This window comes from Caballeronia glebae, assembly GCF_001545035.1.
GTDB classification, from domain to species: Bacteria; Pseudomonadota; Gammaproteobacteria; order Burkholderiales; family Burkholderiaceae; genus Caballeronia; species Caballeronia glebae.
In genome coordinates this window covers 21,493-44,387 of sequence record NZ_FCOJ02000020.1, presented here as the reverse complement: position 1 = coordinate 44,387, position 22,895 = coordinate 21,493, and the positions used below count along the sequence as shown (strand labels likewise).

General features: G+C 63.5%; 22 protein-coding genes and 1 pseudogene. 9 read left to right on the top strand and 14 right to left on the bottom strand.

Translation table 11 applies throughout. The features are described from left to right. Positions 1-27 precede the first annotated feature (27 nt). The gene (locus AWB82_RS15785) at positions 28-660 is read left to right on the top strand and encodes a LysE family translocator (protein ID WP_086968713.1); all 633 of its coding nucleotides are present in this window, start codon (positions 28-30) and stop codon (positions 658-660) included. A 39-nt stretch (positions 661-699) separates the two neighbouring features. On the opposite strand, the gene AWB82_RS37105 is transcribed toward AWB82_RS15785, so the two are convergent. Together AWB82_RS37105 and AWB82_RS15780 are read right to left on the bottom strand one after the other, a co-directional pair. Beyond that, positions 700-954 (bottom strand): hypothetical protein, encoded by a 255-nt coding sequence (locus AWB82_RS37105; RefSeq protein WP_143756739.1) that lies wholly within the window; start codon positions 952-954, stop codon positions 700-702. Positions 955-1,017: 63 nt separating this feature from the next. Then, complete coding sequence (locus AWB82_RS15780) at positions 1,018-2,118, bottom strand: catalase family protein (RefSeq protein ID WP_086968712.1); 1,101 nt, start codon at positions 2,116-2,118, stop codon at positions 1,018-1,020. Between the two features lie 204 nt (positions 2,119-2,322). On the opposite strand from AWB82_RS15780, the gene AWB82_RS15775 reads away from it, so the two are divergent. From AWB82_RS15775 to AWB82_RS15750, 6 genes are all read left to right on the top strand, one after another. After that, on the top strand, positions 2,323-2,565 hold the full coding sequence (locus AWB82_RS15775) for a DUF6723 family protein (RefSeq protein WP_086968710.1): 243 nt from the start codon (positions 2,323-2,325) through the stop codon (positions 2,563-2,565). 114 nt (positions 2,566-2,679) lie between these two features. After that, positions 2,680-2,907 (top strand): hypothetical protein, encoded by a 228-nt coding sequence (locus AWB82_RS15770; protein ID WP_086968708.1) that lies wholly within the window; start codon positions 2,680-2,682, stop codon positions 2,905-2,907. 192 nt (positions 2,908-3,099) lie between these two features. Continuing rightward, entirely contained in the window at positions 3,100-3,759 is a 660-nt protein-coding gene (locus AWB82_RS15765) for a recombinase family protein (protein ID WP_086968706.1), read from the top strand. A gap of 310 nt (positions 3,760-4,069) precedes the next feature. Then, positions 4,070-8,233 (top strand): CheR family methyltransferase, encoded by a 4,164-nt coding sequence (locus tag AWB82_RS15760; protein ID WP_086968705.1) that lies wholly within the window; start codon positions 4,070-4,072, stop codon positions 8,231-8,233. A 48-nt stretch (positions 8,234-8,281) separates the two neighbouring features. Then, a complete protein-coding gene (locus AWB82_RS15755) occupies positions 8,282-9,286 on the top strand; it encodes a chemotaxis protein CheB (RefSeq protein ID WP_086968703.1) in 1,005 nt (334 codons plus the stop codon). A gap of 18 nt (positions 9,287-9,304) precedes the next feature. Next, the gene (locus AWB82_RS15750) at positions 9,305-9,541 is read left to right on the top strand and encodes a hypothetical protein (RefSeq protein WP_086968701.1); all 237 of its coding nucleotides are present in this window, start codon (positions 9,305-9,307) and stop codon (positions 9,539-9,541) included. Here AWB82_RS15750 and AWB82_RS15745 read toward each other — a convergent pair. From AWB82_RS15745 to coxB, 9 genes and pseudogenes are all read right to left on the bottom strand, one after another. Continuing rightward, complete coding sequence (locus AWB82_RS15745) at positions 9,498-9,854, bottom strand: hypothetical protein (RefSeq protein ID WP_159462590.1); 357 nt, start codon at positions 9,852-9,854, stop codon at positions 9,498-9,500. The genes AWB82_RS15750 and AWB82_RS15745 overlap by 44 nt on opposite strands. An 83-nt stretch (positions 9,855-9,937) precedes the next feature. Continuing rightward, positions 9,938-10,813: a glucose 1-dehydrogenase gene (locus tag AWB82_RS15740; RefSeq protein ID WP_086968697.1), complete on the bottom strand. Its 876-nt coding sequence runs from the start codon at positions 10,811-10,813 to the stop codon at positions 9,938-9,940. Between the two features lie 79 nt (positions 10,814-10,892). Then, positions 10,893-11,039: pseudogene (locus AWB82_RS15735) on the bottom strand (aldehyde dehydrogenase); the annotation flags it as partial. A gap of 174 nt (positions 11,040-11,213) precedes the next feature. Continuing rightward, a complete protein-coding gene (locus AWB82_RS15730) occupies positions 11,214-11,438 on the bottom strand; it encodes a hypothetical protein (RefSeq protein ID WP_143756737.1) in 225 nt (74 codons plus the stop codon). An 83-nt stretch (positions 11,439-11,521) separates the two neighbouring features. After that, positions 11,522-12,847, bottom strand: coding sequence for a c-type cytochrome (locus tag AWB82_RS15725; RefSeq protein WP_086968693.1), 1,326 nt, complete (start codon positions 12,845-12,847; stop codon positions 11,522-11,524). Continuing rightward, on the bottom strand, positions 12,832-13,269 hold the full coding sequence (locus tag AWB82_RS15720; RefSeq protein WP_086968691.1) for a hypothetical protein: 438 nt from the start codon (positions 13,267-13,269) through the stop codon (positions 12,832-12,834). The genes AWB82_RS15725 and AWB82_RS15720 overlap by 16 nt, the downstream gene beginning before the upstream one ends. 1 nt (position 13,270) lies before the next feature. After that, positions 13,271-13,885 carry a cytochrome c oxidase subunit 3 gene (locus AWB82_RS15715; RefSeq protein WP_086968689.1) on the bottom strand — a complete coding sequence of 205 codons (615 nt, stop codon included), beginning with the start codon at positions 13,883-13,885 and terminating at the stop codon, positions 13,271-13,273. Continuing rightward, complete coding sequence (gene ctaD / locus AWB82_RS15710) at positions 13,882-15,867, bottom strand: cytochrome c oxidase subunit I (protein WP_086968687.1); 1,986 nt, start codon at positions 15,865-15,867, stop codon at positions 13,882-13,884. Before ctaD ends, AWB82_RS15715 begins: the two co-directional genes overlap by 4 nt. After that, the gene (gene coxB, locus AWB82_RS15705; protein WP_235023316.1) at positions 15,864-16,892 is read right to left on the bottom strand and encodes a cytochrome c oxidase subunit II; all 1,029 of its coding nucleotides are present in this window, start codon (positions 16,890-16,892) and stop codon (positions 15,864-15,866) included. The genes ctaD and coxB overlap by 4 nt, the downstream gene beginning before the upstream one ends. Before the next feature lie 553 nt (positions 16,893-17,445). On the opposite strand from coxB, the gene AWB82_RS15700 reads away from it, so the two are divergent. Continuing rightward, positions 17,446-18,660, top strand: a complete 1,215-nt coding sequence (locus tag AWB82_RS15700; RefSeq protein WP_235023315.1) for a glycoside hydrolase family protein — start codon at positions 17,446-17,448, stop codon at positions 18,658-18,660. Between the two features lie 5 nt (positions 18,661-18,665). On the opposite strand, the gene AWB82_RS15695 is transcribed toward AWB82_RS15700, so the two are convergent. Further along, on the bottom strand, positions 18,666-19,250 hold the full coding sequence (locus AWB82_RS15695; RefSeq protein WP_086968685.1) for a ParB-like protein: 585 nt from the start codon (positions 19,248-19,250) through the stop codon (positions 18,666-18,668). Positions 19,251-19,304: 54 nt separating this feature from the next. Further along, on the bottom strand, positions 19,305-21,101 hold the full coding sequence (locus AWB82_RS15690; RefSeq protein WP_086968683.1) for a thiamine pyrophosphate-requiring protein: 1,797 nt from the start codon (positions 21,099-21,101) through the stop codon (positions 19,305-19,307). A 196-nt stretch (positions 21,102-21,297) separates the two neighbouring features. On the opposite strand from AWB82_RS15690, the gene AWB82_RS15685 reads away from it, so the two are divergent. Further along, positions 21,298-22,002: an MgtC/SapB family protein gene (locus AWB82_RS15685; protein WP_086968681.1), complete on the top strand. Its 705-nt coding sequence runs from the start codon at positions 21,298-21,300 to the stop codon at positions 22,000-22,002. A 471-nt stretch (positions 22,003-22,473) separates the two neighbouring features. Here AWB82_RS15685 and AWB82_RS15675 read toward each other — a convergent pair whose 3' ends face one another. After that, positions 22,474-22,887: an RcnB family protein gene (locus AWB82_RS15675; RefSeq protein WP_086968677.1), complete on the bottom strand. Its 414-nt coding sequence runs from the start codon at positions 22,885-22,887 to the stop codon at positions 22,474-22,476. Between the last annotated feature and the right edge of the window lie 8 nt (positions 22,888-22,895).

Genomic DNA, 22,895 nt, shown 5'->3' with positions numbered 1-22,895 from the left:
GACCTCTCGTTAGCCGGAGCCCGTCCGATGCCTCACACGGCGCAATTGCTCGCATTCGCTCTCGTCGCGCTCGGCATGGCGCTCACGCCAGGGCCGAACATGGTTTATCTGATCTCGCGCTCGATCTGCCAGGGCCGCGCGGCGGGGCTCATTTCGCTGGGCGGCGTCGCGCTCGGCTTCGTGGTCTACATGTTGTGCGCGGCGTTCGGCATCACCGCGCTGCTGATCGCAATCCCGTTCGCTTACGACGCGCTGCGCTTCGGCGGCGCGCTGTATCTGTTGTATCTCGCGTGGCAGGCCGTGAAGCCGGGCGGACGCTCGCCGTTTCAGGTGCGCGACTTGCCAATCGACAGCCCGCGCAAACTCTTCGCTATGGGCTTCGTCACCAACCTGCTGAACCCGAAGATCGCGGTGCTGTATCTGTCGCTGTTGCCGCAGTTCATCGATCCGGCGCACGGCGGCGTGCTCGGCCAGTCGCTCGTCCTCGGCGTCGTGCAGATTGCGCTCAGCATCGCTGTCAATGCGACGGTCGCGATGACCGCCGGAACCATCGCGCTCTTTCTTGCGCGCAAGCCCGCGTGGTTGCTGATCCAGCGCTGGCTGATGGGCACGGTGCTCGCCGGCCTCGCGGTGAGAATGGCGACCGAAGCGCGCCGCTGATGCGCTTCGGCGACCGGGAAAAGCGCTAGCGCAAGCCAGTCAGTGCGGATGATCCGTGTACACGCGCCCGAGCAGATCGTCGTATTCCTCGCAGCGCGCGGCGACAATCGCTCTCAGCATGCGAATGAACGCGTTGCCATCCTCGAAATGCTCGACGAGCACGCGCGCCGTGCGCAGCGATATCGACTCGGTCATGGGCCGGGGCTGCTCGTCATCGATCCTGAATCCAAAGCGATGCACTTCCACCGATGATGCATCGGACGGTTTTTCGTGAGAGAGAATGGTGGCCCGCATTGACGCTTCCTTCATGGTTTTTGTTATCGATCGTCGGCAAAGGGAATTCGCGCGAGTGGGCCTTCACTCTCCCGGTTCCGGCGCCTGTGCCGGTTCGCTCATCGGGCAGCCGTTGCGCTCGCCCCTGAAGTTCGCGGACATCTCGTAGGCGGGCTTGCGGCTGCGCATGACGCCGCCCAGCGGCCGATGCGCGGCGACGCCGTGCCACGGGCTGAAGGCCATGCCCTCGTCGATGGCCGCGACACGCGACGCGTTCCAACTCGCCTGAGGCGCGACGCGAATGCGCGCCACCGCCACATACGGGCTGTCGTTCTCGGGCCATTGCACCGACGCGTCTTCTATCGGCATCGTGTCGATGTCGGTCGCGAGTTGCACGCGCACTTCCCATTCGCCGCCGTGTTTCGCGAAGAAGTCGCACACGGCGTCGCGCAGGCCGTTGGGTTTGTCGTCGAGATCGACCGGGGCATCGGTGAGCGCCGTCAATTCCGCCGACACCGGCACGACGCTCAGCTTCGCGATATGCGGGCCGTACAGAAAGGGCACGGCGGTGTAAAACGTCTCGCCGAGAATGTGGGTTTTCGGATGTCCGCCCAGGCTCTTGAGCATACCGCTCTCGCCGCCCATCTTTTCGACGAGCGCTTCGGCGCCGCGCAGCACGGCCGACAACGCCTCTTTCGTTCCGGGCGCTTTGTCCGTCGTTTTCGCGAGCAGCTTGAGATTGGCGAGGAACGCCTTCGGCGTGCTCGCCGTGAACGCGGGCGCGTTGATCATCACGAAGTCCTGTGTGACGTGCCCTTCGCTGCCGGGCAGACGCTCGCCTTCCACGCCGATCAGCTTGATCGCGAGACCGCGCGGCGTCGACACCTTGTCGTCGAGCACGTCGCCGGGATTGGTCGAGAAGCGCAGCACGACGGGAACGACCGTTTCGCGCGCGAACACGCCTTGAGCGAACGGCGCGGGCAATGCAGGCACGCGCATCTCGCCGACGACGAGGCCGTGACTCTTCGCATGCACGCTGCGCACGGCGTGGCCGTAGTTCTTGTACGTCGTCTCGGCGATGTCGCGCATCGTCCTGACGAGTTCCGCGGTGGTTTCGGATTCGTCTTCGGGAATGACTTCGAACGCGGGATCGAAAAGTAAAGGACGTATGGGTTGCAACGACATGGCCGCTCCGGGTTAAGTGGCTTCGCTGTTGCGCAATGACCGTGCCGGCGAGCCGTTTCGGGCGTACTGCAAAAGCCGCGCCTTACGTACGACATCGATGCATGTGCGGTGACAGACAATGAATCATCGAGACGAACAGCGGTGATTTCTGTGAACCAATCGAGCGGCAGACGCCCCAAGCTGGTTCTATTTCCGACGCGCACCATGGCGCCTACGCCGGGAGCCAGCGCGGACGACTTCCAGATCTACGCTTCGTACAGGGGCAGCAGCGCGAGCGGGTTTTTCGGCACGCTGAAAGTCGTGCGCAAAACCGATGGAAAGCTGCTGTTTCCGTTCGACGGCGCGGATAGCATCGGTCCCTTTCCGACAAAGGCGGCCGCGGTCGCCGCCGCGCTCGACCGGGGCGACGAATTGGTGAAAGCGGATCTGGCGCGGCCGGAGTTGTGAACGCACGGTCGTGCCGCCCATTTATTCTTTTGAAGGACAGTTTGCGCACTGCCTCCGGGCGGTCCGCACTGCCGGAAGGAACAAGGACAGTTATTAGATAGAGAGAGTGGCGCCATGAATCAGCCTCGGGTTACTTATCGCGGCTTCGTCATCATGCCGATGGCCGCGTTCGACGGCGGTCTCTACGCGGCGATGACGATCATTTGCGACGTCGACGGCCTCCAGCGCGCGACCGGCGTGCTTGGCCATTTCGCTTCCGCCGAGGAAGCTCGCACCTTCGCCCTGTTGGCGGGCAAGGACGAAGTCGACGGCCGCATGTGGCGCGCGCCGGCCGCGGCTTGAAACGCACCTTCGTATCGTTTCGAAAAAATCCCCGCATCAACACTCGTGTACGACTCGTGTACGTATCTGCCCATGTGTGATACGCACGGGTTTCGTACATTGTATGAGCCACCCTTGCTGTCATACTGCATGCATCCGTGCGTCTTGTCCGCCGGGACACGCGCACGATCTTTGCACTGAAAAGGGCAGCCGATGGCAACCGTCGTATACGTCTTCGAGGAAAGCAGAGGTGTTCCGACGCACGAGCGCGATTTGCTGGAGATAGATTCGGCAGGTTATTTCGTTGATATGAGCGCGGTATTCGTCGAGCGCTGCAGTTGCACGATCGCCGCGGCTTCGCGGCCCGCGTTTCAGCGCGCGCTGCGTCGGCTGCAGACGGGCGACACCCTGATCACGACGAAGCTCTGGTGCCTCGGCAGCAGCATGCAGGACGTCGTCGCGACGATCGGCCTGCTTGAGCGGCGAGGCATCGCCACGGTTTGTCTCGCCTACGGCAAGAGCGATCTCTGTTCGGAGGAAGGCGCTCCGTTCGTCGAGGCGCTTCGGCTCGCGGAAGAACTCGAACGCGTCACGCGCCGCAGCCGCGCCCGCGAGGCGGCCACTGCCGCGAAGGAGCGCGGCGTCGCGCAGGGCCGCCCCAGTTCACTTACCGAAGCGCAGCAGCGCCAGGCGATGATCGGACTCGACTCCGGCCTCACCGTGACCGAGATCGCGCGCTCGCTCAACACGTCGCGGCAGACCATCATGCGCCTGCGCAACGCCCACGGGCATCCACAACAAGAAAGCGCGGTGCACGCGGTCATGCAGGCTCCGGATGGACCCGAGCCGCGCGCCGCCAACGACTCGAACTAACGGCGTCGCGCCCTTCATCGTCGGTCGCCCCGCGCCCGGCATTACTTTCCCTGCGTCCTTAACGCAGCGGCCTGTTTCGTGCTTTCATGGTCAGACGGCGCGTACGAAATGCGTCGAACCGATATCCGCTCCCCGAACCGTTGCGTTGCGTACACTACAATCGATGCCGCCAGAAGCGCGGCGTGCTTTCTGGCGCGGCGTTCCCAATACAAACGACACGACAGAACGGCTGGCGTGAGGGCTCACGAATGAACTCGAACAAGATGGGCGGTTATCGGCAGGAAAGAATGAACCCGGAGGATTCGGAGACGTGACCACCAGTCGATCGAAGGCGGCGGCTTCCGAGCATTTCGAACCCTTGCCTTTCGCCGTGGTGGGGATGGGCGCGTCCGCGGGCGGCATCGAAGCGTTGCTCAATTTTTTCGATAACGCGCCGGCCGAAATGGACATGGCGTTCGTGGTGATCGTGCATTTGCCGGCGGATCATCTGAGCCGCGCCGATGAAGTTCTGCAACGCGTGACGGACATGCCCGTCATGCAGGTCTCCGCGACGACGGCCATCGAGAAGAACCACATCTATATCAACGCGCCGGACAAGCATCTGGAGATGTCCGAGGGCTATCTCCAGGCGGTGGATCGCGCGGGTGGCGGGTCGGCGACCACCATCGACCACTTCTTCGCCACGCTGGCGACGGTGCATGGCACGCGCTCGATCGGCATCGTGATGTCGGGCTCCGGCTCCGACGGTGCGGCGGGCCTCTCGCGCATCAAGGAGATGGGCGGCATCACTGTCGCGCAGAAACCGGAAGACGCGCACTTCGCCGAAATGCCGCAGCACGCCATCACCACGCGCCAGGTCGATTTCATCCTGCCCGCGGCGGAGATGCCCGAGAAGCTGCTCGACCTCTGGAACAACGCGAAGAAAATCCAACTTCCGATCGCCGAGGGCGGCGAGTCGGCGGAGAAGGAAGCCCCGCCCACGGCGGGCGCCGCCGAGCGCGCGCTGGGCGACATCCTCATGCAGTTGCGCGTGCGCACCGGACACGATTTCCGTCACTACAAGCGCGCGACCATTCTGCGGCGCATCGAGCGGCGCATGCAGGTGAACGGGCTGCGCGAAATCGGCGCGTATCGCGACTTTCTGCGTTCGAATCCGGACGAAACCACGGCATTGCTCGCCGACATGTTGATCGGCGTGACGCAGTTCTTTCGCGACCGCGACGCGTTCGAAGCGCTGCGGCGCGATGTCGTGCCTCAGTTGCTCGACGCGAACAAGGGCGAAGCGCAGATACGCGTATGGGTGCCCGGCTGCTCGACCGGCGAGGAGGCGTATTCGCTCGCCATCATGCTCGCGCAGGCGCGCGAGACCGCCGCTTTCGAGACGACCTACCAGATTTTCGCCACCGATATCGACGAGCCCGCCATCTCGCAGGCGCGCAGCGGTTCCTATCTCCGCTCGATCTCGGCCGATGTGCCGGTGGACCTCCTGCGCCGCTATTTCAAGCAGGATGTCGGGCGCTATCAGATCGTGAAATCGGTGCGAGAGCGCATTCTGTTCGCCGCGCACAGCCTGCTGCGCGATCCGCCGTTTTCGCATCTCGATCTGATCTCGTGCCGCAACGTGCTCATCTATCTCGATCGCGCGGTGCAACGTCAGGTGCTCGAACTCTTTCACTTCGCGTTGCGGGCGGGCGGTTATCTCTTTCTCGGCACGGCCGAATCCGCCGATACCGCGGACGATCTCTTCACCATCGTCGACAAGAAGAGCCGCATCTATCGCGCGCGCACGGTGTTGAACCGCGTGAAACCGCCGGTCTCGTTTCCTTCGCTCGGCCCCACGAACATCGGGCCGCGCGAAGAGTTCCTGGCGACCACCGCGCCGGTCAGCATGACTGCGGGGCCGGAAGCGCCGGAGCGCCGCAGCTTTTCCTTCGCGGCGCTGCATCAGCGCGTGCTGGAGGAATATGCGCCGCCGAGCGTCGTGGTCGATCGCGATTCGAACATCGTGCATCTCTCGACGACGGCCGGGCGTTTCCTGCGCCACGGCGGCGGCGAGCTGTCCTCGAACATCATGGCGCTCGTGTTGCCCGAGTTGCGGCTCGATCTGCGCACGACGCTCTTTCGCGCGCATCAGACGGGTGGCAGCGTCGAGGCGCGGCGCGTCAAGCTGACTCACGACGGCCGCCCCATGTGGGTCAACATGACGGTGCGTCCGTTCCATGACACGGGCGTCAACGCCGACTTTTTCCTCGTGCTGTTCGACGAGGTTCAGGAGCACATGGCCGACGAAGGTCTGCCCGAGCAACGCGGCCAGGACCCGCTGCTGCTGCAACTCGAACGCGAGCTGCAGCACACGCGCGAACAACTCGCGACGACCATCGAACAGCACGAGACGACCGTCGAGGAACTGAAAGCGTCGAACGAGGAATTGCAGGCGATCAACGAAGAGCTGCGTTCCGCGACCGAAGAGCTGGAAAGCAGCAAGGAAGAACTGCAATCGGTGAACGAGGAACTGACCACGGTCAACACCGAGTTGCAGGCGCGCGTGGAAGACACGGCGAAAGCGAACGACGACCTGCAGAACATCATCGCGGCGACGGAAATCGCCACCGTGTTCGTCGACAAGCAGATTCGCGTCAAGCGCTTCACGTCGAGCGCGGCGCGCGTGTTCAAGCTGATCGACGTCGATATCGGCCGCTCGCTCTTCGACATCACGCATTCGCTGCGCTATTCCTCGCTCGCGGACGACGTGAAGCAGGCGTTCGAAACGCTCAAGCTGATCGAGCGCGAAGTCGAGAGTCTGGACGGCAAGTGGTACCTGATGCGCCTTCTGCCGTACCGCACGGCCGATGACCGCATCGACGGCGCGGTGCTCACGCTCATCGACGTCACCGCGCGGCACGAGGCCGAGGAGTCGGCGCGCATCGGCGAAGAGCGTCTGCGGCTCGTCGCGCAGTCGACCAACGATTACGCGATCGTCGTGCAGGACCCGAAAGGCACGATCGTCACATGGAACGCGGGCGCGGAGCGCATTTTCGGCTTCTCGGAGAAAGAAGTCGTCGGCAGGAATATCGCGTTCATTTACTCGCCGGAAGACCGTAAGGCGCAAGTGCCGGCGAACGAGCGCGAAATCGCCACGCGCGAGGGACGCGCCGACGACGAACGCTGGTACGTCACGCGCGACGAACGCCGCGTGTATTGCAGCGGCGTGGTGACGCCGATCTCGGACCCGTCGTTTACGGGCTTCGCGAAAATCGCGCGCGATCTGACCGAGCGCAAGCTGCGCGAGGACGCGAACCGCGACGCGCTCGCGCACGAGCACGCCGAGCGCGAGAAGGCGTCGCTGTCGAATCAGCTCAAGGACGACTTCATCGCGATGCTGTCGCACGAACTCAAGCATCCGCTGAATCTCATCGGCATGAAGGCGGAGATGCTGCCGCGCCTGCCGGAAACGCGCGGCATCGAAGTGGTGCAGGAAACCGCCGATTCGATCCGCCGCGCGGTGCGCAGCCAGGCGCAGATCATCGACGATCTGCTGGATCTCTCGCGCGTGCGCACGGGCAAGCTCGCGTTGAGCATCGCGCCGGTGGACGTCGCGGCCATGCTCGTGCGTATCGCGGATGTCAGCGAGAGCGAAGCCGCGCAACGCGATATCGCGCTGCGCACACGCGCTCGCTCGGAGCCGATCTACGCATTCGCCGATGCCGTGCGCTGCGAGCAGATTCTCTGGAATGTCGTCTCCAACGCGCTCAAGTTCACCGATCGCGGCGGCTCGGTCGATCTGCGGATCGTGCGCGACGGCGGCATGGTGCGCATCGATGTCGTCGATACGGGACAAGGCATCGAGGCGTCGGCGCTGCCGCATATCTTCGACATGTACCGGCAAGGCGGGCGCAATCCCACGTCGGCCGGACTCGGCATCGGCCTCGCGCTCGCGAAGCAGCTCGTCGAGATGCATGGCGGGCGCATCGAGGCGCGTTCCGATGGCCTCGGCCGGGGCACGACGCTGTCGGTCTGGCTGCCCGCAGCGGCCACGCAAGAGGCCGTGGCGCCGAGAAGCGAGGGCCGCGCGCGGCCTGTCAGCGGTGCGCGCCTGCTGCTCGTCGACAACGACGTCGAGGCGACCGCTTCGTTCGCCGCGCTGCTCGAACTGGAGCAGGCTTCGGTGCAGGTGGCATCGAGCGCGGAGCAGGGACTCGAACTGCTCGCGAAGGGCGCGGTGGATGCGTTGCTATCGGATATCCAGTTGCCCGGCATCGACGGCTACGAATTCATCAGGCGAGTGCGCGCCGATGCCTCGCTCGCGGGCATCAAGGCACTCGCGTTGACGGCGTTCGGCCGCGACGAGGACAAGCGCGCGGCGCATCAGGCGGGCTTCGACGCGCATCTGACCAAGCCGGTCGATTTTCCGGAGTTGCTTCATACACTCGACGTGCTGCTCGAACCGGGCCGCGAGGAGCGGGGCGACGCGTAGGCGCGGCGCCGGTCCACCGATTGCTTCCTTGAAAAGACAGGAGGCAGTATGCGCGAACGGGACATTGTGGTGATTGGAGCGTCGAGAGGCGGTTTTCAGGGACTGAAGGTGCTCGTGAGCGAGCTTCCCGCCGATCTCCCGGCAGCCGTGTTCGTCGTGCTTCATATCGGCCGTCACGCCAGCATGCTTCCCGATCTGCTCACGAGTTGGGGGCCGCTGGTCGCGCGTTATCCGACGCACGGCGAAAAGGTCGAGCGCGGCACCATCTTCGTCGCGCCGCCGGACCGGCATCTGGTCTTGTCGCAAGGGCGCGTGTGGCTCAGCGAGGGCGCGAGGGAAAACTTCGCGCGGCCCGCCGCCGATCCGCTGTTTCGCAGTGCGGCTTTGGAATATGGCGCGCGCGTGGTCGGCGTCGTGATGAGCGGCGATCTCGACGACGGCGCGGCAGGCCTCGCGAATATCCGCGCGCAACATGGTTTCGCCATCGTGCAGCATCCGGACGATTGCGAAGCGCCGAGCATGCCCCGCGCCGCGCTCGGTTCGTGCGGCGCGGATCTGCTTTGTGTGGAAGGCGAACTCTCGCGCTGCATTCAGGCCGCCGTACACGGGATGTCGTCTGACGAAGCCGCCGAGGGCGCGCGGATGAACAAGCAAGTGTTCGAAAAAGAGGCCCGTCTCGCCGCCAGCGGCCTGTCCGATATCGAGACGCTCGATGAAGTGGGCGATCGTTCGGCGCTGACCTGTCCGGATTGCGGCGGCGCGCTTTGGCGCATCAAGGACGATCATCCGCTGCGTTACCGTTGTCACACCGGTCATGCATACACGGGGTTGTCGCTCGAAGAGGGCATCGCGTCGCGTTCGGAGGCGGCGGTCTGGTCGGCGATGCGCGCGGTGCATGAGCGCGTCATCTACGCGAAAGAGCGTCAGCGCTGGGCCGAGCGGGCGGGCAATGAAGATCAGATCGAGGTCGAGCAGGCGCGCATCGACGAAGCGGAACGTGTCGTCGAGCTGTTGCGTGACGCGATGCGGGCAGCGCCTTCGCCCGTGGGATGAGCGCACGTGGAGGTTCGAATGGATGTCGAAGTGGAGAGCGCGGCGCTTGTCCAGGCCAATCGCGATATCAACGACGGCAAGGCGCGCATCCAGCGTCAGCGGGAAATCATCTATGAACTAAGTTCCGACGGCCACGATACGCAAGCAGCGCTCAGGCTGCTCATGACACTCGAAGACACGCTAGGCGCCATGATCGAGCATCGCACGCTTATCATGGCGCGCATTGCCCAGCGGAAGAACGGCGCCGGAGGATGAAACGCGGCCCGCGCGGCGAAGGCCTGCGATGACGCGGCGCGCCGCTGCCGCGATACACGCATGCGGCAATGCCCTCGCGCATGCGCGCCACGACGAGCGCGTTCATGCTTGGCGAGCGCGCCGCGCGCACCTTGCGACGCGGCTCTTTCGACACCGAAGCGCGTATTTCGTGAGCGAACTTCTGCAGCGCATCCGCCGATCCGCTCGCGCTCATGTACTCCTGCTGGCCGATCCTGCCGTCGAGCAGAATGGTCATCCCCGATTTTCGGGCCATCGTCAACACGTCGGATTGCATGATCTTTCGGGCTTGCATCGCCCGCTCTATTCGCCCGGCTTCGCGCGTTCGTGCGCGAAGCCCTCATGCCTCTATAAAAGCATTCGCCATGCCGCGCGGCGCTAGATGATAGGCTTGCCGCCCGTCACCGCGATGGTCGCGCCCGAGATGTAGCTCGCCTCGTCCGACGCCAGCATCACGTAGGCGGCCGCCAGTTCGGCGGGCTGGCCCGGCCGCTTCATCGGCACCTGATTGCCGAAGTTCTCGACACTCGAAGGCGGCATGGTCGATGGAATCAGCGGCGTCCAGATCGGCCCCGGCGCCACGCAGTTCGCGCGTATGCCGCGCTCGGCCAGCAGTTGCGCGAGCCCGCCCGTGAAGTTCTGGATCGCGCCCTTCGTGCTCGCATAGGCGATGAGTCCCGGATTCGGCGCATCGGCGTTGATCGAGGTCGTGTTGACAATCGCGCTGCCCGCCTTCATATGCGCGAGCGCCGCCTTAGTGATGCGGAACATCGCGCCGATATTCGTCGAATAGGTCTTGTCCCATTCGTCGTCGCTTATGTCTTCGAGCTTGTCGTAGGTCGCCTGATACGCCGCGTTGTTCACCAGCACGTCGATGCGCCCGAACGCCTCGGCGGTCTTCGCGACGATCTCCTTGCAATGCGCGCGATCGGTGATGTCGCCGGGCAAGAGCAGCGCGCGCCGTCCCGCCTGTTCGACCCAGCGCGCGGTTTCCTTGGCGTCGTCATGCTCGTCGAGATACGCGATGGCGACGTCCGCGCCTTCGCGCGCATAGGCAATCGCCACCGCGCGGCCGATGCCGCTGTCCGCGCCCGTGATAAGCGCGACCTTGTTCGCGAGCCGGTTGCTGCCCTTGTAGCTCGATTCGCCGTGATCGGGTTGCGGGTCCATCGGGCCGGTGAGTCCGGGGCGGCGGTCTTGCTGCTGTGACGGCAGCGGCGGGCGTGGGTATCCAGTTTCAGCGTTATCGCTCATGTCGTGCTCCTTACGCGGCGGTTTTCAGAACGACCTTGGTCGAGCCTTCCTCACGCTCGTCGAAGTTCTTGTAGCCTTCCGTGCGGCCTTCGCGCATGTGCAGATCGGAGCCGCAGATGTTCGTCGTCGTGATCTTGACGACGACATCGGTAGGTTGCTCGATGCGCGCGTCGGGCATGTCCTTTACGACGACTTTGCGCGGTCCTTCATAGACGAGTGCTTTCATTCACGGCTCCAATGCTGGTTGAAATGACGACCGCATGCGCGGACATGCGATCCATTCAGCATGGGGCGTTCCAGGCGGCGATGCGCCGGACGCGAAGATGGCGCGTTCGTAATCCGCGCCCGGCCGACGTATCGGGAAAAAAGCGTCAGTACTGCATTGAAAGTGAGGAAGGAATCAACGTTCCGGTTCGTCGACTTCCTTTCTCACCGTCTCGCGAAGCTGATCGAGTGCGCGCAGGCTATTGATGAGATTGCGCAACAGGCTTTCCGAATCTTCGGTGTCCCATCCCCACATTTTGATCGATGCGATGCGTCGCCTTTGCTCGGCGATACGCTGCCCGCAAATCGCGATATGCCGGTCGAGCCTCTCTAGTTCCTCTAAGGCTTTTCTGTTGGGCATGACGGCGCTCGCAATCGATTGAAGGGCTTCGATCCCGTCATTCATGGTACAACGCGCCGCGAATCGCAAATGCGGCGGCCGTTTCAGGGTTGCGCGTGTTTTTTCGACACCGCGTCGCGCATGCTTCGCACATCGCGCGTCGTGACGGGCGATGCATCGTTGCCCCATGCCGAGCGAACGAAGGTCAGCACGCGCGCGATTTCCGTATCGGTGAGTTTGTCGGCGAATGCGGGCATTTTCTTCGGCTCGGGCCCGTGCTCCGTCGATGGCGCGTGGCCGCCCTGCAGCACCATCCGCACCAGCGAATCGGGCTTCTCCGACAGCACCGCAGGATTGCCCGCGAGCCGCGGATACTTGAACGCTTCGCCCGCGCCATCGCTCTTGTGGCAGCGCGCGCATGTGCTTTGATAGAGGCCCGCGCCGGGGCGTTCGACGTCGCCGGTGCGCAACGCGGCCACGCTCTGTTGCGCCGAGCGCGAGCGCGCATCGTAGCTGCCGCCGCTTCCGTTCGCGGGCAGGCTCTTCAGATACGACGCGATCGCGAGCAGGTCCTGATCGGCGAGATATTGCGTGCTGTCTTCGACGACCTGCACCATGCTGCCGAACGTGGCGAGGCCCGCGCCGTGTCCGGTCTTGAGAAACGCGGCGATATCGTCGGCGGAAATGCGGCCCAGTCCCGCGCCCGGCAAGCCGGTCAGATCCGGCGCGTACCAGTGATCGTTGGTGCCGCCCGTGAGATACGCGCGCGACGATTGCGTATAGCCGCGTTCGTTATAAGCAGGACCGCGCGGGGTATGGCACGCGCCGCAATGCCCGAGCGATTGCACGAGATACGCGCCGCGGTTCCATTGCGCTTCGTGTTTCGGATCGGGCGTGAAGCGTTGTGTCGGTGCGAATGCGAGATTCCAGAAGACGAGCGCCCAGCGCTGACTGAACGGAAACGGCAGATGCGTTTCGGGCGCGGCCTGCGCGACGGGCTGCACGCCGTGCATGAAATACGCGTAGAGCGCGCGCATGTCGTCGTCGTCGATCTTCGAGAACGATGGATAGGGCATCGCCGGATAAAGATGCTTGCCGCCCGGCGCAACGCCTTCGCGCAACGCGCGCGCGAAGTCCTCATAGCTGTAGCGCCCGATGCCGTGTTGCGCGTCCGGCGTGATGTTGCTCGACCAGATCGTGCCGAAGGGCGAGCCCATCGGCAGGCCGCCCGCGAACGGATGCGGCTGCGGCTTGCCGGGCACGGGCGCGGCGGTGTGACAGCCGGCGCAATCGGCGGCCTTCGCGAGATACGCGCCGCGCGTGACGAGATCGGGCGTCTGCGAGTGAGCGAGCGGCATCGATGCGATCAGTGTGAAAGCGCAAAAGAGCGCGCGGCGCGGGATGGTCGTCACGATCACCGTCCTCCGCATGGCGACACGAGCAGCCACGCCATATCGGTGGCAACCAGCGCGAACACGAAGAGCGTGCTCGCAAGCGCCCCCGCGCGCGCGATGAAGGCATCGCGGGCCGCGTGTCTGTCGATCGATCCGTGTTCTTTCAGCATCGACGCAAGCTCTCCCGTTCGCCGCCAGTTGCGCCACGCGATGACGCCGCCCGCGAAGCCAAGCAGCAACGCGACCAGCCCGAGCAACGCGATGCCGTGTTCGAGCCAGGGCATCGCGGGCGCGTTCACAGGACGCTCATGCGGGAAGCAGCCCCACGCGGCGAGCGTCTGCCCGAGCGTGGTCTGCGCCATCCACGCGGCGGGCGCGAGCAGCAGGCCGCTCACGAGCGCGATCGCGCCGGGCCGCGTGGGATGCCGCTTCTCGTCGATGGGCGATGCGTCGTTCATCTCATCTCGCCAGCACGTAAGGCGACAGATACAGCGTCGCGAAGATGAAGAGCCACACGACATCGACGAAATGCCAGTACAGGCCGCCGATGGTCAGCGCCGCCGAGCGCGCCCGGTCGAAGTAGCCGAGCGCGGTCCATAGCAACAGGAACGCGAGCACGACGAGGCCGACGAGCACGTGCATCATGTGAAAGCCGGTGATCGTGAAGTAGAGCGAGCCGTAGAGATGCGTCGTCAGGCCGTAGGGATGATTGGCCCATTCCTTGAGTTGTATGGCGACGAAGATAACGCCGAGCGCGATGGCGATCGCGAGCATCGACACGCCCAGGCCGCGCTTGCCGCGCCGCACGAAACGCTCGCTCGCCCACACGAACACGCTGCTCGACAACAGAATGCAGGTGTTCGCGATGCCGAGGCCGAGCTTCGGCATGCCTTCGGGCGGCCAGCGTTGCGTCGTTTGCGAAGCGAGATACAGGTACGAAAAGATCAGATAGCCGAAGAGCGCGGCTTCGGTCGCGACGAGCGTGAGACATCCCCACCAGCCGCCCGAGCGTTCGCCCGGACTGCCGATGGGCAAGCGCGCGCGTTCGGGCAGCGTTTCCGCGAGATCGCTCATGACGCCGCTCCCGATTCGTGCGGCTGCGCCGTGTCGTCGCGCTGGCCGAGTTCGCGGCGCGGCCATAACCACACGACGATGGCCGCGCCGCATCCGATCAAACCGAGCGCCGCGAGCCACCAGGCGGTCAACGCGAGGCCCGCGAAAAACACCAGCAACGCGACGCTCAGCCAGAACGGCGCATACGAGTCTTCCGGCATCTTGAGGATCACATCGGGGTCGCCGTCGAGCGCTGTCGTGCCGAGCGCCTCGCGTCCCTTGTCGAGCACGTAGCCTTCGGTGAGCCGCGAGCGCATCGTGCCGGATATGCGCGCCTCCCACAGCGGATGACGACTCGCGATGCGCGGCGCGACCGCGAAGTTATACGGCGGCGGCGGCGACGAGGTCGCCCATTCGAGCGTGGGCGCATCCCAGGGGTTATCGCCCGCCACGCGACCGCGCCGCAGGCTGTACATGACATCCCACATGAACACGAGCACGCCGAACGCGAACAGGAACGCACCGATCGACGTAATCATGTTCACCGTGTTCCAGCCCATGTCGGGCGCATAGGTATAGATGCGTCGCGGCATGCCGAGCAAGCCCGCGATATGCATCGGAAAGAACGCGATGTTGAAGCCCGCGAACAGAATCCAGAAGCCTATGCGCCCGATCTTCTCGCTCATCATGCGTCCCGTGAATTTCGGAAACCAGAAGTAGATGCCGCCGATAACGGGAAACACGTTGATGCCGAGTAACACGTAATGCAGATGCGCGACCACGAAATAGGTATCCGTAAGTTGCCAGTCGAAGGGCACGGCGGCGGTGAGCACGCCCGACAATCCGCCGATCACGAAGAGGAACACGAAGCCCGCGAAGTACAGAAAAGGCACGCGGAACACGGGCCTGCCGGTCCAGATCGTCGCGATCCACGCGAAGGTGGCGACCGCGCTCGGTATCGCGATCACCATGCTCGCCGCGCCGAAAAACGAGAGCGCGAGCGCGGGAATGCCGGTCGCGAACATGTGATGGATCCACACGACGAAGCCGACGACCATCGTCGCCACCGTCGACAGCGCGACCGGCAGATAGCCGACGAGCGGCCTGCGGCAGAAGACCGGCAGCGCGTCGGAGACGATGCCCATCGCGGGCAGCACGACGGCGTACACCCACGGATGCGCGAAGATCCAGAAGAGATGCTGCCAGAGCAGTGGGCGGCCGCCGTTGACGACATCGAAGAAATGCGTGCCGATGCGCCGGTCGAGCCACAACAGAAAGAACGCGAGACTCACCGAGGGCACCGCGAGCAGGTTGCCGCCCGACGCGGTGAGCGTGCCCCACACGAGCACCGGCACGCGATCGAGCGACATGCCCGGCGCGCGCATGCGCAAGAACGTGACGACGAAGTTCATCGATCCGACCGTCGTCGAGATGCCGAGCAGCACCATGCCGAGCGCATAGACATCGATGTTCGGCCCGGTGTTATAGGTGAGTCCCGCGAGCGGCGCATAGTTGAACCAGCCCGCGTTGGGCGCTTCGCCGAAAGGAAAGCTCGCGTAGAGAAAGAGGCCCGCAAAGAGAAAGATCCAGTACGACAGCGCATTCAGGCGTGGAAACGCCATGTCGCGCGCGCCGAGTATCAGCGGCCACAGATAGTTGGAGAAGCCGGACAGCACGGGCAACGCGTAGAGGAAGATCATCGTCACGCCGTGCATCGTGAAGAGCTGGTTGTATTGCTCGGGCGTAAGCAGCGTCGCGTCGGGGCGCGCAAGCTGCACGCGCATGATGAGCGCCTCGACGCCGCCCGCGATCAGAAACGCGAACGCCGTGACGAGATAGCGCAAGCCGATGCTCTTATGATCGACGGTCGAGAGCCAGCCGCGCCAGCCCGGCGGCGCCTCCCAGAGTTCGCGCAGCTTGCGTTCCTCGACGCTGCCGGGTTCGATGCGGCCGATCGTGAGCGTGCGTTGCAGCGGCGGCGGGGACGTGGCGTGTTCGGTCATTGCAGTGTCCGAAGATAGGCGGAGAGCGCGGCCGCTTCCGCCGCCGTGAGCGCGATCGACGGCATCAATGCATCCGGTTTGATGCGCTGCGCGTGTTGTATCCAGTCGAGCTGATTCGATGCGGTGTTCGGCAACACGCCCGCCGCGATGAGTCTGCGCGAGTTCAGATGCGTGAGATCGGGCGCCTGCATGCCGTTCGCATCGGTGCCGCGCACGGCGTGACAGCCTGCGCAGCGGTCGAGAAACAATTGCTGTCCGGCGTTCACGGTTGCGTTCGCGGCATGTGGCTGCGCTTGCGCCGCGTACCACGCATCGAATTGCGCGCGGGGTTCGGCGATCACTTCGAAGGCCATGTGCGCGTGCTGTGCACCGCAAAACTGCGAGCACTGCCCGCGATACACGCCCGCGCGATCCGCTTGAATCCATTGCTCGTTGACGACGCCGGGTATCGTCTGCGTCTTGCCCGCGAGACGCGGCACCCAGAATGCATGAATGACATCGGCGCTGCGCAGTTCGATCTTCACCGGCTCGCCCACGGGTATGTGGATCTCGTTCGCCGTGGTCACGCCCGCATAGTCGATCTTCCACCACCAGTCGTATGCAGTGACGGCGATGGTCACGCGAGGCTCCCTGCGCGGCGATGCGACCGATTCCAGCGTGACGAGCACATACGCGAGCGTGGCGAAGAGCGCCACCGACGATACGCCCGTGCCGATCCACACCCAATGCATGCCGCCGCCTTCGCCCTCGACGTGCGATGCATCGCGCTCCGTGGGCGGCGGACGCCTGCGCACGATCGCGCCGATCAGCAACACGCTCACGATCAGCGCAACCACCACGGCCAACGCGGCGAGCGCCCAGCCGAGACGCATCGTCGGCGTGGCGGCTGGACCGTCGGCGTGAAGAAAGTAATTGAGTGGCGCATCGGCGCGCGCATTCGCGTGGCACACGAATGCAACGAGAACGGCGATGGCGGCGCGAGTGCTTCGCCAGGCACAATGGATCGCTTTGTGCGTAGCAAGCATCCGCATGCATCTCCGTGAAGTGATTGGCTCGATTCGAGCGGTTCCGGCGCGTGTTATACGCGCGGGGCATTTCACTCGGAGCAATCCACGGTCCCAACGATAACCTTACGGAATAAAGCACGGATCGCGCTCGCTTTCACGCGATGTTTCATCAGTAGAATAGAAGTTATCGAATCGATAACTATTCTTCTCTATACATTCGCAATGCTTGAATATGCCGGCACGGACGCTATGATGTGCTAACGTATTCGTGACATGCATGCTCGATGCATGTTCGTGTTTTTCAATAACTTCCGATCTTCCTTCGCGTGCTCCGATCGAACGTAGCGCGAAGGTTCTTTGTGGCTCCGTGAGTGCCGCGCCCGTGCCATCGCGTTCCCGCGCATCGGCTATTGGGGTGCTCCGCTATCTCTTCTATCGAAGCGAAGCTGCGTTCGTTATTTATCGAACGCGCGCGTCTGTACGCGCTCATACGTCCCCGCGCGAGGCGGGCGTTTCGTTTCCGGCAATGAACCGGGCGCTCGATAATCCTCTCCAAAACTCCGAATCGGCCATGAAAGAAAACGTTTTCATTCGAACCATTGCCTGCATCTTCAAGTCGCTTCGCCTTGCTTCGCCGGCGCGATTTTCGATGTTATCGAGCTTCGCGATCGCATGCACATTGACCGCATGCGGCGGCAGTGGCGGAAGCGACGGCGCGAGCACGACTGGCGGTTCGCAAACGAGTGCTTCGGGCGCATCGAGTCCGGCGGCGGCATCGAGTCCGGCGGGCGCATCGAGTCCCATTGCGGCATCGAGCCCGACGCCTGCGAGCGGCCCGAGCACGACCGCAAAGCCTGTGATCGCGCCCGCGGGCAGCGTGTTTTATGGCATGAACGGTCATGACAATTGGATCGGTCCATACCAGACGTCGACACCCGAGCAACAACTCGCGCAACTAAAGGACCTCAACGTTACGTTGTATCGCAACGATGTTTCCAACGTGGCTCAGGCGCAAAAGCTCGCGGGCATCGCGCAGACGATGGAGCAATCCGGCGTGACGGTTTATCCGGTGATCTTGCAGCAGCTCGATTTCCCCGACGAGAATTCGGCTTATCAGGCGAGCTATGCGCTCGCTCAGCAGATCGTCAACGTGCAGCGCTATGCGTATTACGAAGTCACCAACGAACTCGCGCCGCAATGTCTCGTCGGTTATGTCGACGGTGTGAACACCACCGACTACAAGAACGATTGCTTCCAGCTCGCGCGCGGTGTCATTCGCGGGTTGATCGCGGGTATCAAGTCGGTCGATCCCGATGGCAAGATCATCATCGGCGGCAATACGTGGATGCACCTCGGCTTCGACACGATGCTCGCCAACGGCACGCAGCCCGACGGCACGAGCGGTCATCCGGTTGTCACGTGGGACATCACCGCGTGGCACTGGTACTCGGAGCAGGGCGACATTCGTCACGCGTGCGGCACGCTGTGCTACGACGTGATCGGTACGCTGCAAGCGTTCGGCAAACCGATCTGGATCAACGAAGTGGGCATGCGTCCGAGCTTCCCCGGCACGGCCGATCAGGCGGCGACGTTCATGGCTAACAATATGATGGGAGCGCTGCTCGCGATCGCGCCGCAGTACAACATCCAGTCGCTTCAGGTCTATGAACTCTACGACGATCCGCCGACCGGACAGGGGCCTTACGGCATCATGCTCAACGATGGCGTGACGAAGAAGCCGGTCTATACGGCGGTCAAGAACTTCATCGCGACGAATCCGCGTTAAAGCGATCAGCCGATGAAACCCGGCAGGCCCGCGGCGCTATCGCTGCGGGCCAGAACGACGGCGCGTTCGAGCAACGCGTCGAATTGTGCGTCGTCGCAAGGTCGCGGGAAGTGCGCGCGAAAGAAGTTCGCCCAGCGAAAATCGGCCAGCGGCACAGTGGTTTTTTCATAGCCGCCCGCACTGCGCGCGAAGGCCGCGAGGCTGCGAAATTCGTCGTCCACGGCGTCCCACATATGCACGGGCATATCCTTGAACGCGACGCGGCGACCGTTTGCGTCGTAGGGATAAACCCACGCGTTGTTCTCCATCGTCAACCAGAACGCCGCGCGCGACGACGAAGACAAGTCCCTCACCAAAACGAACGGCACTTCCCGCACATCGATGCGGGCCAGCGCGCAAGCGACATGATGATGGTCGATCACATACGGCTCGCCGCCCGGCCCGAGCACGACGGCGATCGGCTTCGCGGCGATCGACATCTCAAGATCATGCGTATTCAATGCGCGATACTCCGCAACCTTGCGGCGAATCTGGCGTTCTCCGTGCGTCATCTGCGTCGGATGCAACTGGTCGATGCGCAGCGTGTTCATGACGCGCTCCTTTGCTCTATCCGCGAGCGCGACGCTGTATCGTTTCGATAGGCGTCACTTGTCCTTGTGCCCCGGAAGCACCGCGCTCAACACCTGCTTCGCCGTATCGACGATCACATGGCTCTGGCTCGGATCGCCCTTCATGAGCGTGGTCGCGAAGGCCTTAGCCTGCTGAAGCGTGATGTGCGGCGGCAGCGGCGGCACGTTCGGATCGGCCTTCACTTCGATCACGACAGGACGATCCGCCGCCAGCGCTTCGTCCCACACGGCGGCCATGCGCTCGGCGTCGTCGACATAAAAGCCCTTCAGCCCGATCATTTCCGCGAACTTGTGATAAGGCACCGACGGAATGTTCTGCGATGCCTCGAACTTCGGATCGCCTTCCATCACGCGCTGCTCCCACGTGACCTGATTCAGGTCTTCGTTGTTGAGCACCATGCAGATCCAGCGCGGATCGGACCATTGCTTCCAGTACTTCGACACCGTGATGAGCTCGGCCATGTTGTTCATCTGCATGGCGCCATCGCCAACGAGCGCGATCACCGGGCGCTCCGGATGTGCGAACTTGGCCGCGATCGCGTAGGGCACGGCCGCGCCCATCGACGCGAGGCCGCCCGAGAGCGAGCACATCATGCCGCGCTTCACCTTCAGGTCGCGCGCGTACCAGTTCGCGACCGAACCGGAATCGCTCGTGACGATCGCGTTCGCCGGCACGCGCGGCGAGAGCTCCCATATCGTGCGCTGCGGATTCACGCCGCCTGCCGCCGGTTCAATCGCGCGCTTCTCCAGCGTCTTCCACCAGTCGCCGATCCAGCCTTCGATGTCCTTGCGCCAAGCACGATTCGTTTTCTGTTGCAGCAGCGGCAGCAGCGCGCGCAAGGTCTCCGCGCTATCGCCGACGAGATTCACTTCCATCGGATAGCGGATGGAAAGCATGTCCGCCTTGAGGTCGATCTGCACGCCGCGCGCGGCACCTTCCTTCGGCAGGAATTCGGAGTAAGGGAAGCCCGAGCCGATCATGAAAAGCGTGTCGCATTCGTTCATGAGCTTGTAGCTCGGCTCGGTGCCGAGCAGACCGATCGAACCGGTGACGAAGGGCAGATCGTCGGGTAGCGCGGCCTTGCCGAGCAGCGCCTTCGCGACGCCCGCGCCGAGTTTTTCCGCGACGGCGATAACTTCGTCCGTGGCTTGCAGCGCGCCCGCGCCGACGAGCATCGCGACCTTCTTGCCGGCGTTGAGCACGTCGGCGGCGCGTTGCAGATCGTCGTCATACGGCACGGTCTTCGGCGCGCGATAACCGACGCCCGAATGCAGCGTGCCGTGCTTGCGGCCCGGCGGCTCATATTCGAGGTCCTGCAGATCGTTCGGCAGTATGAGCGCCGTCACCTTGCGCTCCGATAGCGCGATGCGCACCGCCCGGTCGACGAGATGGCGAATCTGCGAGGGCACGCTCGCCTGCTGCACGAAGGCGCCCGCGACGTCCTTGAACAGCGCGGGCAGATCGACTTCCTGCTGATAGTGTCCGCCCAGCGCCGCGCGCGCCTGCTGGCCCGTGATCGCGAGGACGGGCATGTGATCGAGGCGCGCATCGTAGAGACCGGTGACGAGATGCGCCGCGCCCGGCCCCGATGTCGCGATGCACACGCCCAGCTCGCCTGTGAACTTCGCATGCGCCGAGGCCATGAACGCGGCCATCTCTTCATGGCGCGCCTGAATGAATTCGATCTTGCCTTTGGCGCGATTAAGCGCGCCGAAGACGCCATTAATGCCGTCGCCGGGATAGCCGTAAATGCGGCGCACGCCCCAGGCATGCAGGCGGTCGATCAGGAAATCGCCGACGGTAATAGCCATGATTGAAGTCTCCGGATAGCAGGATCGCAAAGAATGCCGCTCGCGCTCGTAAGGCATGTAATGGCGGCTTCGCCTGCAAGCCATGTGCGCAATGCCCATGCCGCTGTCTTTCAATTTTCGCAAGGGATGGATGAATGCGCGCGGGCTTGACGATTGCTAATGCGCTCTTGCGGGCGATTGCCTCAGGACTCAAACAATGGCGCTCATGCCTCTCACCCTCGAATGGCAGGATGTCTGCATTCGAATATCGCTAGCGGTGCTCGCCGGTGTTCTCGTCGGATTGAATCGGGGCGAATCAGGCAAGGTCGCCGGATTGAGAACCACGCTGCTCGTGTGCCTCGCCGCGTGTCTTGCGATGCTGCAAGCCAATGCGTTACTCGCTCAGTCGGGCAAGATGCCCGGTTCGTTCGCGGTGCTGGATCTGATGCGCCTGCCGCTCGGGATATTGTCGGGCGTGGGGTTCATCGGCGCGGGCGCGATTCTTCGCAAGGACGGGCTCGTGAAGGGCGTGACGACGGCGGCGACGCTGTGGTTCGTAACGGTCGTCGGCTTATGCTTTGGCGGCGGTCAGCTTGGTCTAGGCGCGGTGGGACTCGCGCTCGGGATCGTCGTGCTCTGGTTTTTGAAGGAAGTCGAAAGACGCATACCGCGCGAGAATCACGCGGACCTCCGGATTACTTATCAAAAGGGCGCGTTTTCCAGAGACGTGCTGGCCGCTTCGATGCAGGCGACGGGTTGCCGGCTCACCGCGGTGGCGGGCTCGATGAAAGGATCGGATCTTATGGAAGAGCGCTTTGAAGTGCGCTGGCACGGCGCGCCCGATGCGCCGCAAACGCCGCCCTTCAGCGAGTGCGCAATGGACGCTGGAGCGAGCGAATCCGAATGGAGCATCGTCCGATAGAGTCGCGGAATGTTATGAAAGCGGTTATGAACGCAGTGCTTGCAATGCTCGGAAGGGGCGCATAAAGAACAATTGGCTGCGCGCCCGTTTTGACATATAAAAGAGAGACGATTTCAAGGGACTTCGGGAGTACAAATGCTCATACGTTGTGTGGCATGCAACAAGCTCATTTACTCAGACGACGCCCTCGAAGACGATACGTGCCCCGCATGCGGTTCCACGAACACCGAGCACATTGCTATGGGCTTCGTTTTCGATCAGACGGCTTCTGTGCCGGACCAGCCGGGAAAGGCGGCGCAACAACTCGATCCGCCTAACATGATTCACAGAAAAGCTTGATTGCCTGAATGAAGCTGTAACTTACCGCGTTGGATGTGCGCTTCGACCCCCTCTCGTTAAAGCGCATCTTGCCCGCCTCCACAGGCGGGCTTTTCTTTATGCGCGTTCAGAAGGAGGAATCGAGCGCACACATCAATGCGACATCACGACCTGCGCGATGACGCCCGACGCGACCGCGACCAGCAGATAGTCCGCTCCGACGCCGACCCATTGATAGCCACGCGGCGGCTGGCGCAGGTTGTGGCCGTGCCAGTCGTCTACGACGTATTGATGATTCCGGTAGTCGTTCGAAAGACGCTCGCCTTTGCGCCAGTCTTCGTGACGCTGCTCCTCGTTCGCATGAACGGGCGGGCGCGGGGCGTCGCGACCGTTCATCTCGGGACCGTGACCGGGCGCGCCGGGACCGCCCTCCTGAGCACCCGGACCGCCACGATATGTGTCGTGATAACCATCAGGACCGCCTGGGGCGGGTTGTGCCATGACGGCGCCCGTCGTGAGTCCGATGCTCGCGCAAACCAGTGCGGCGATGATTCGACTTTTCTTCATTTTTCGTT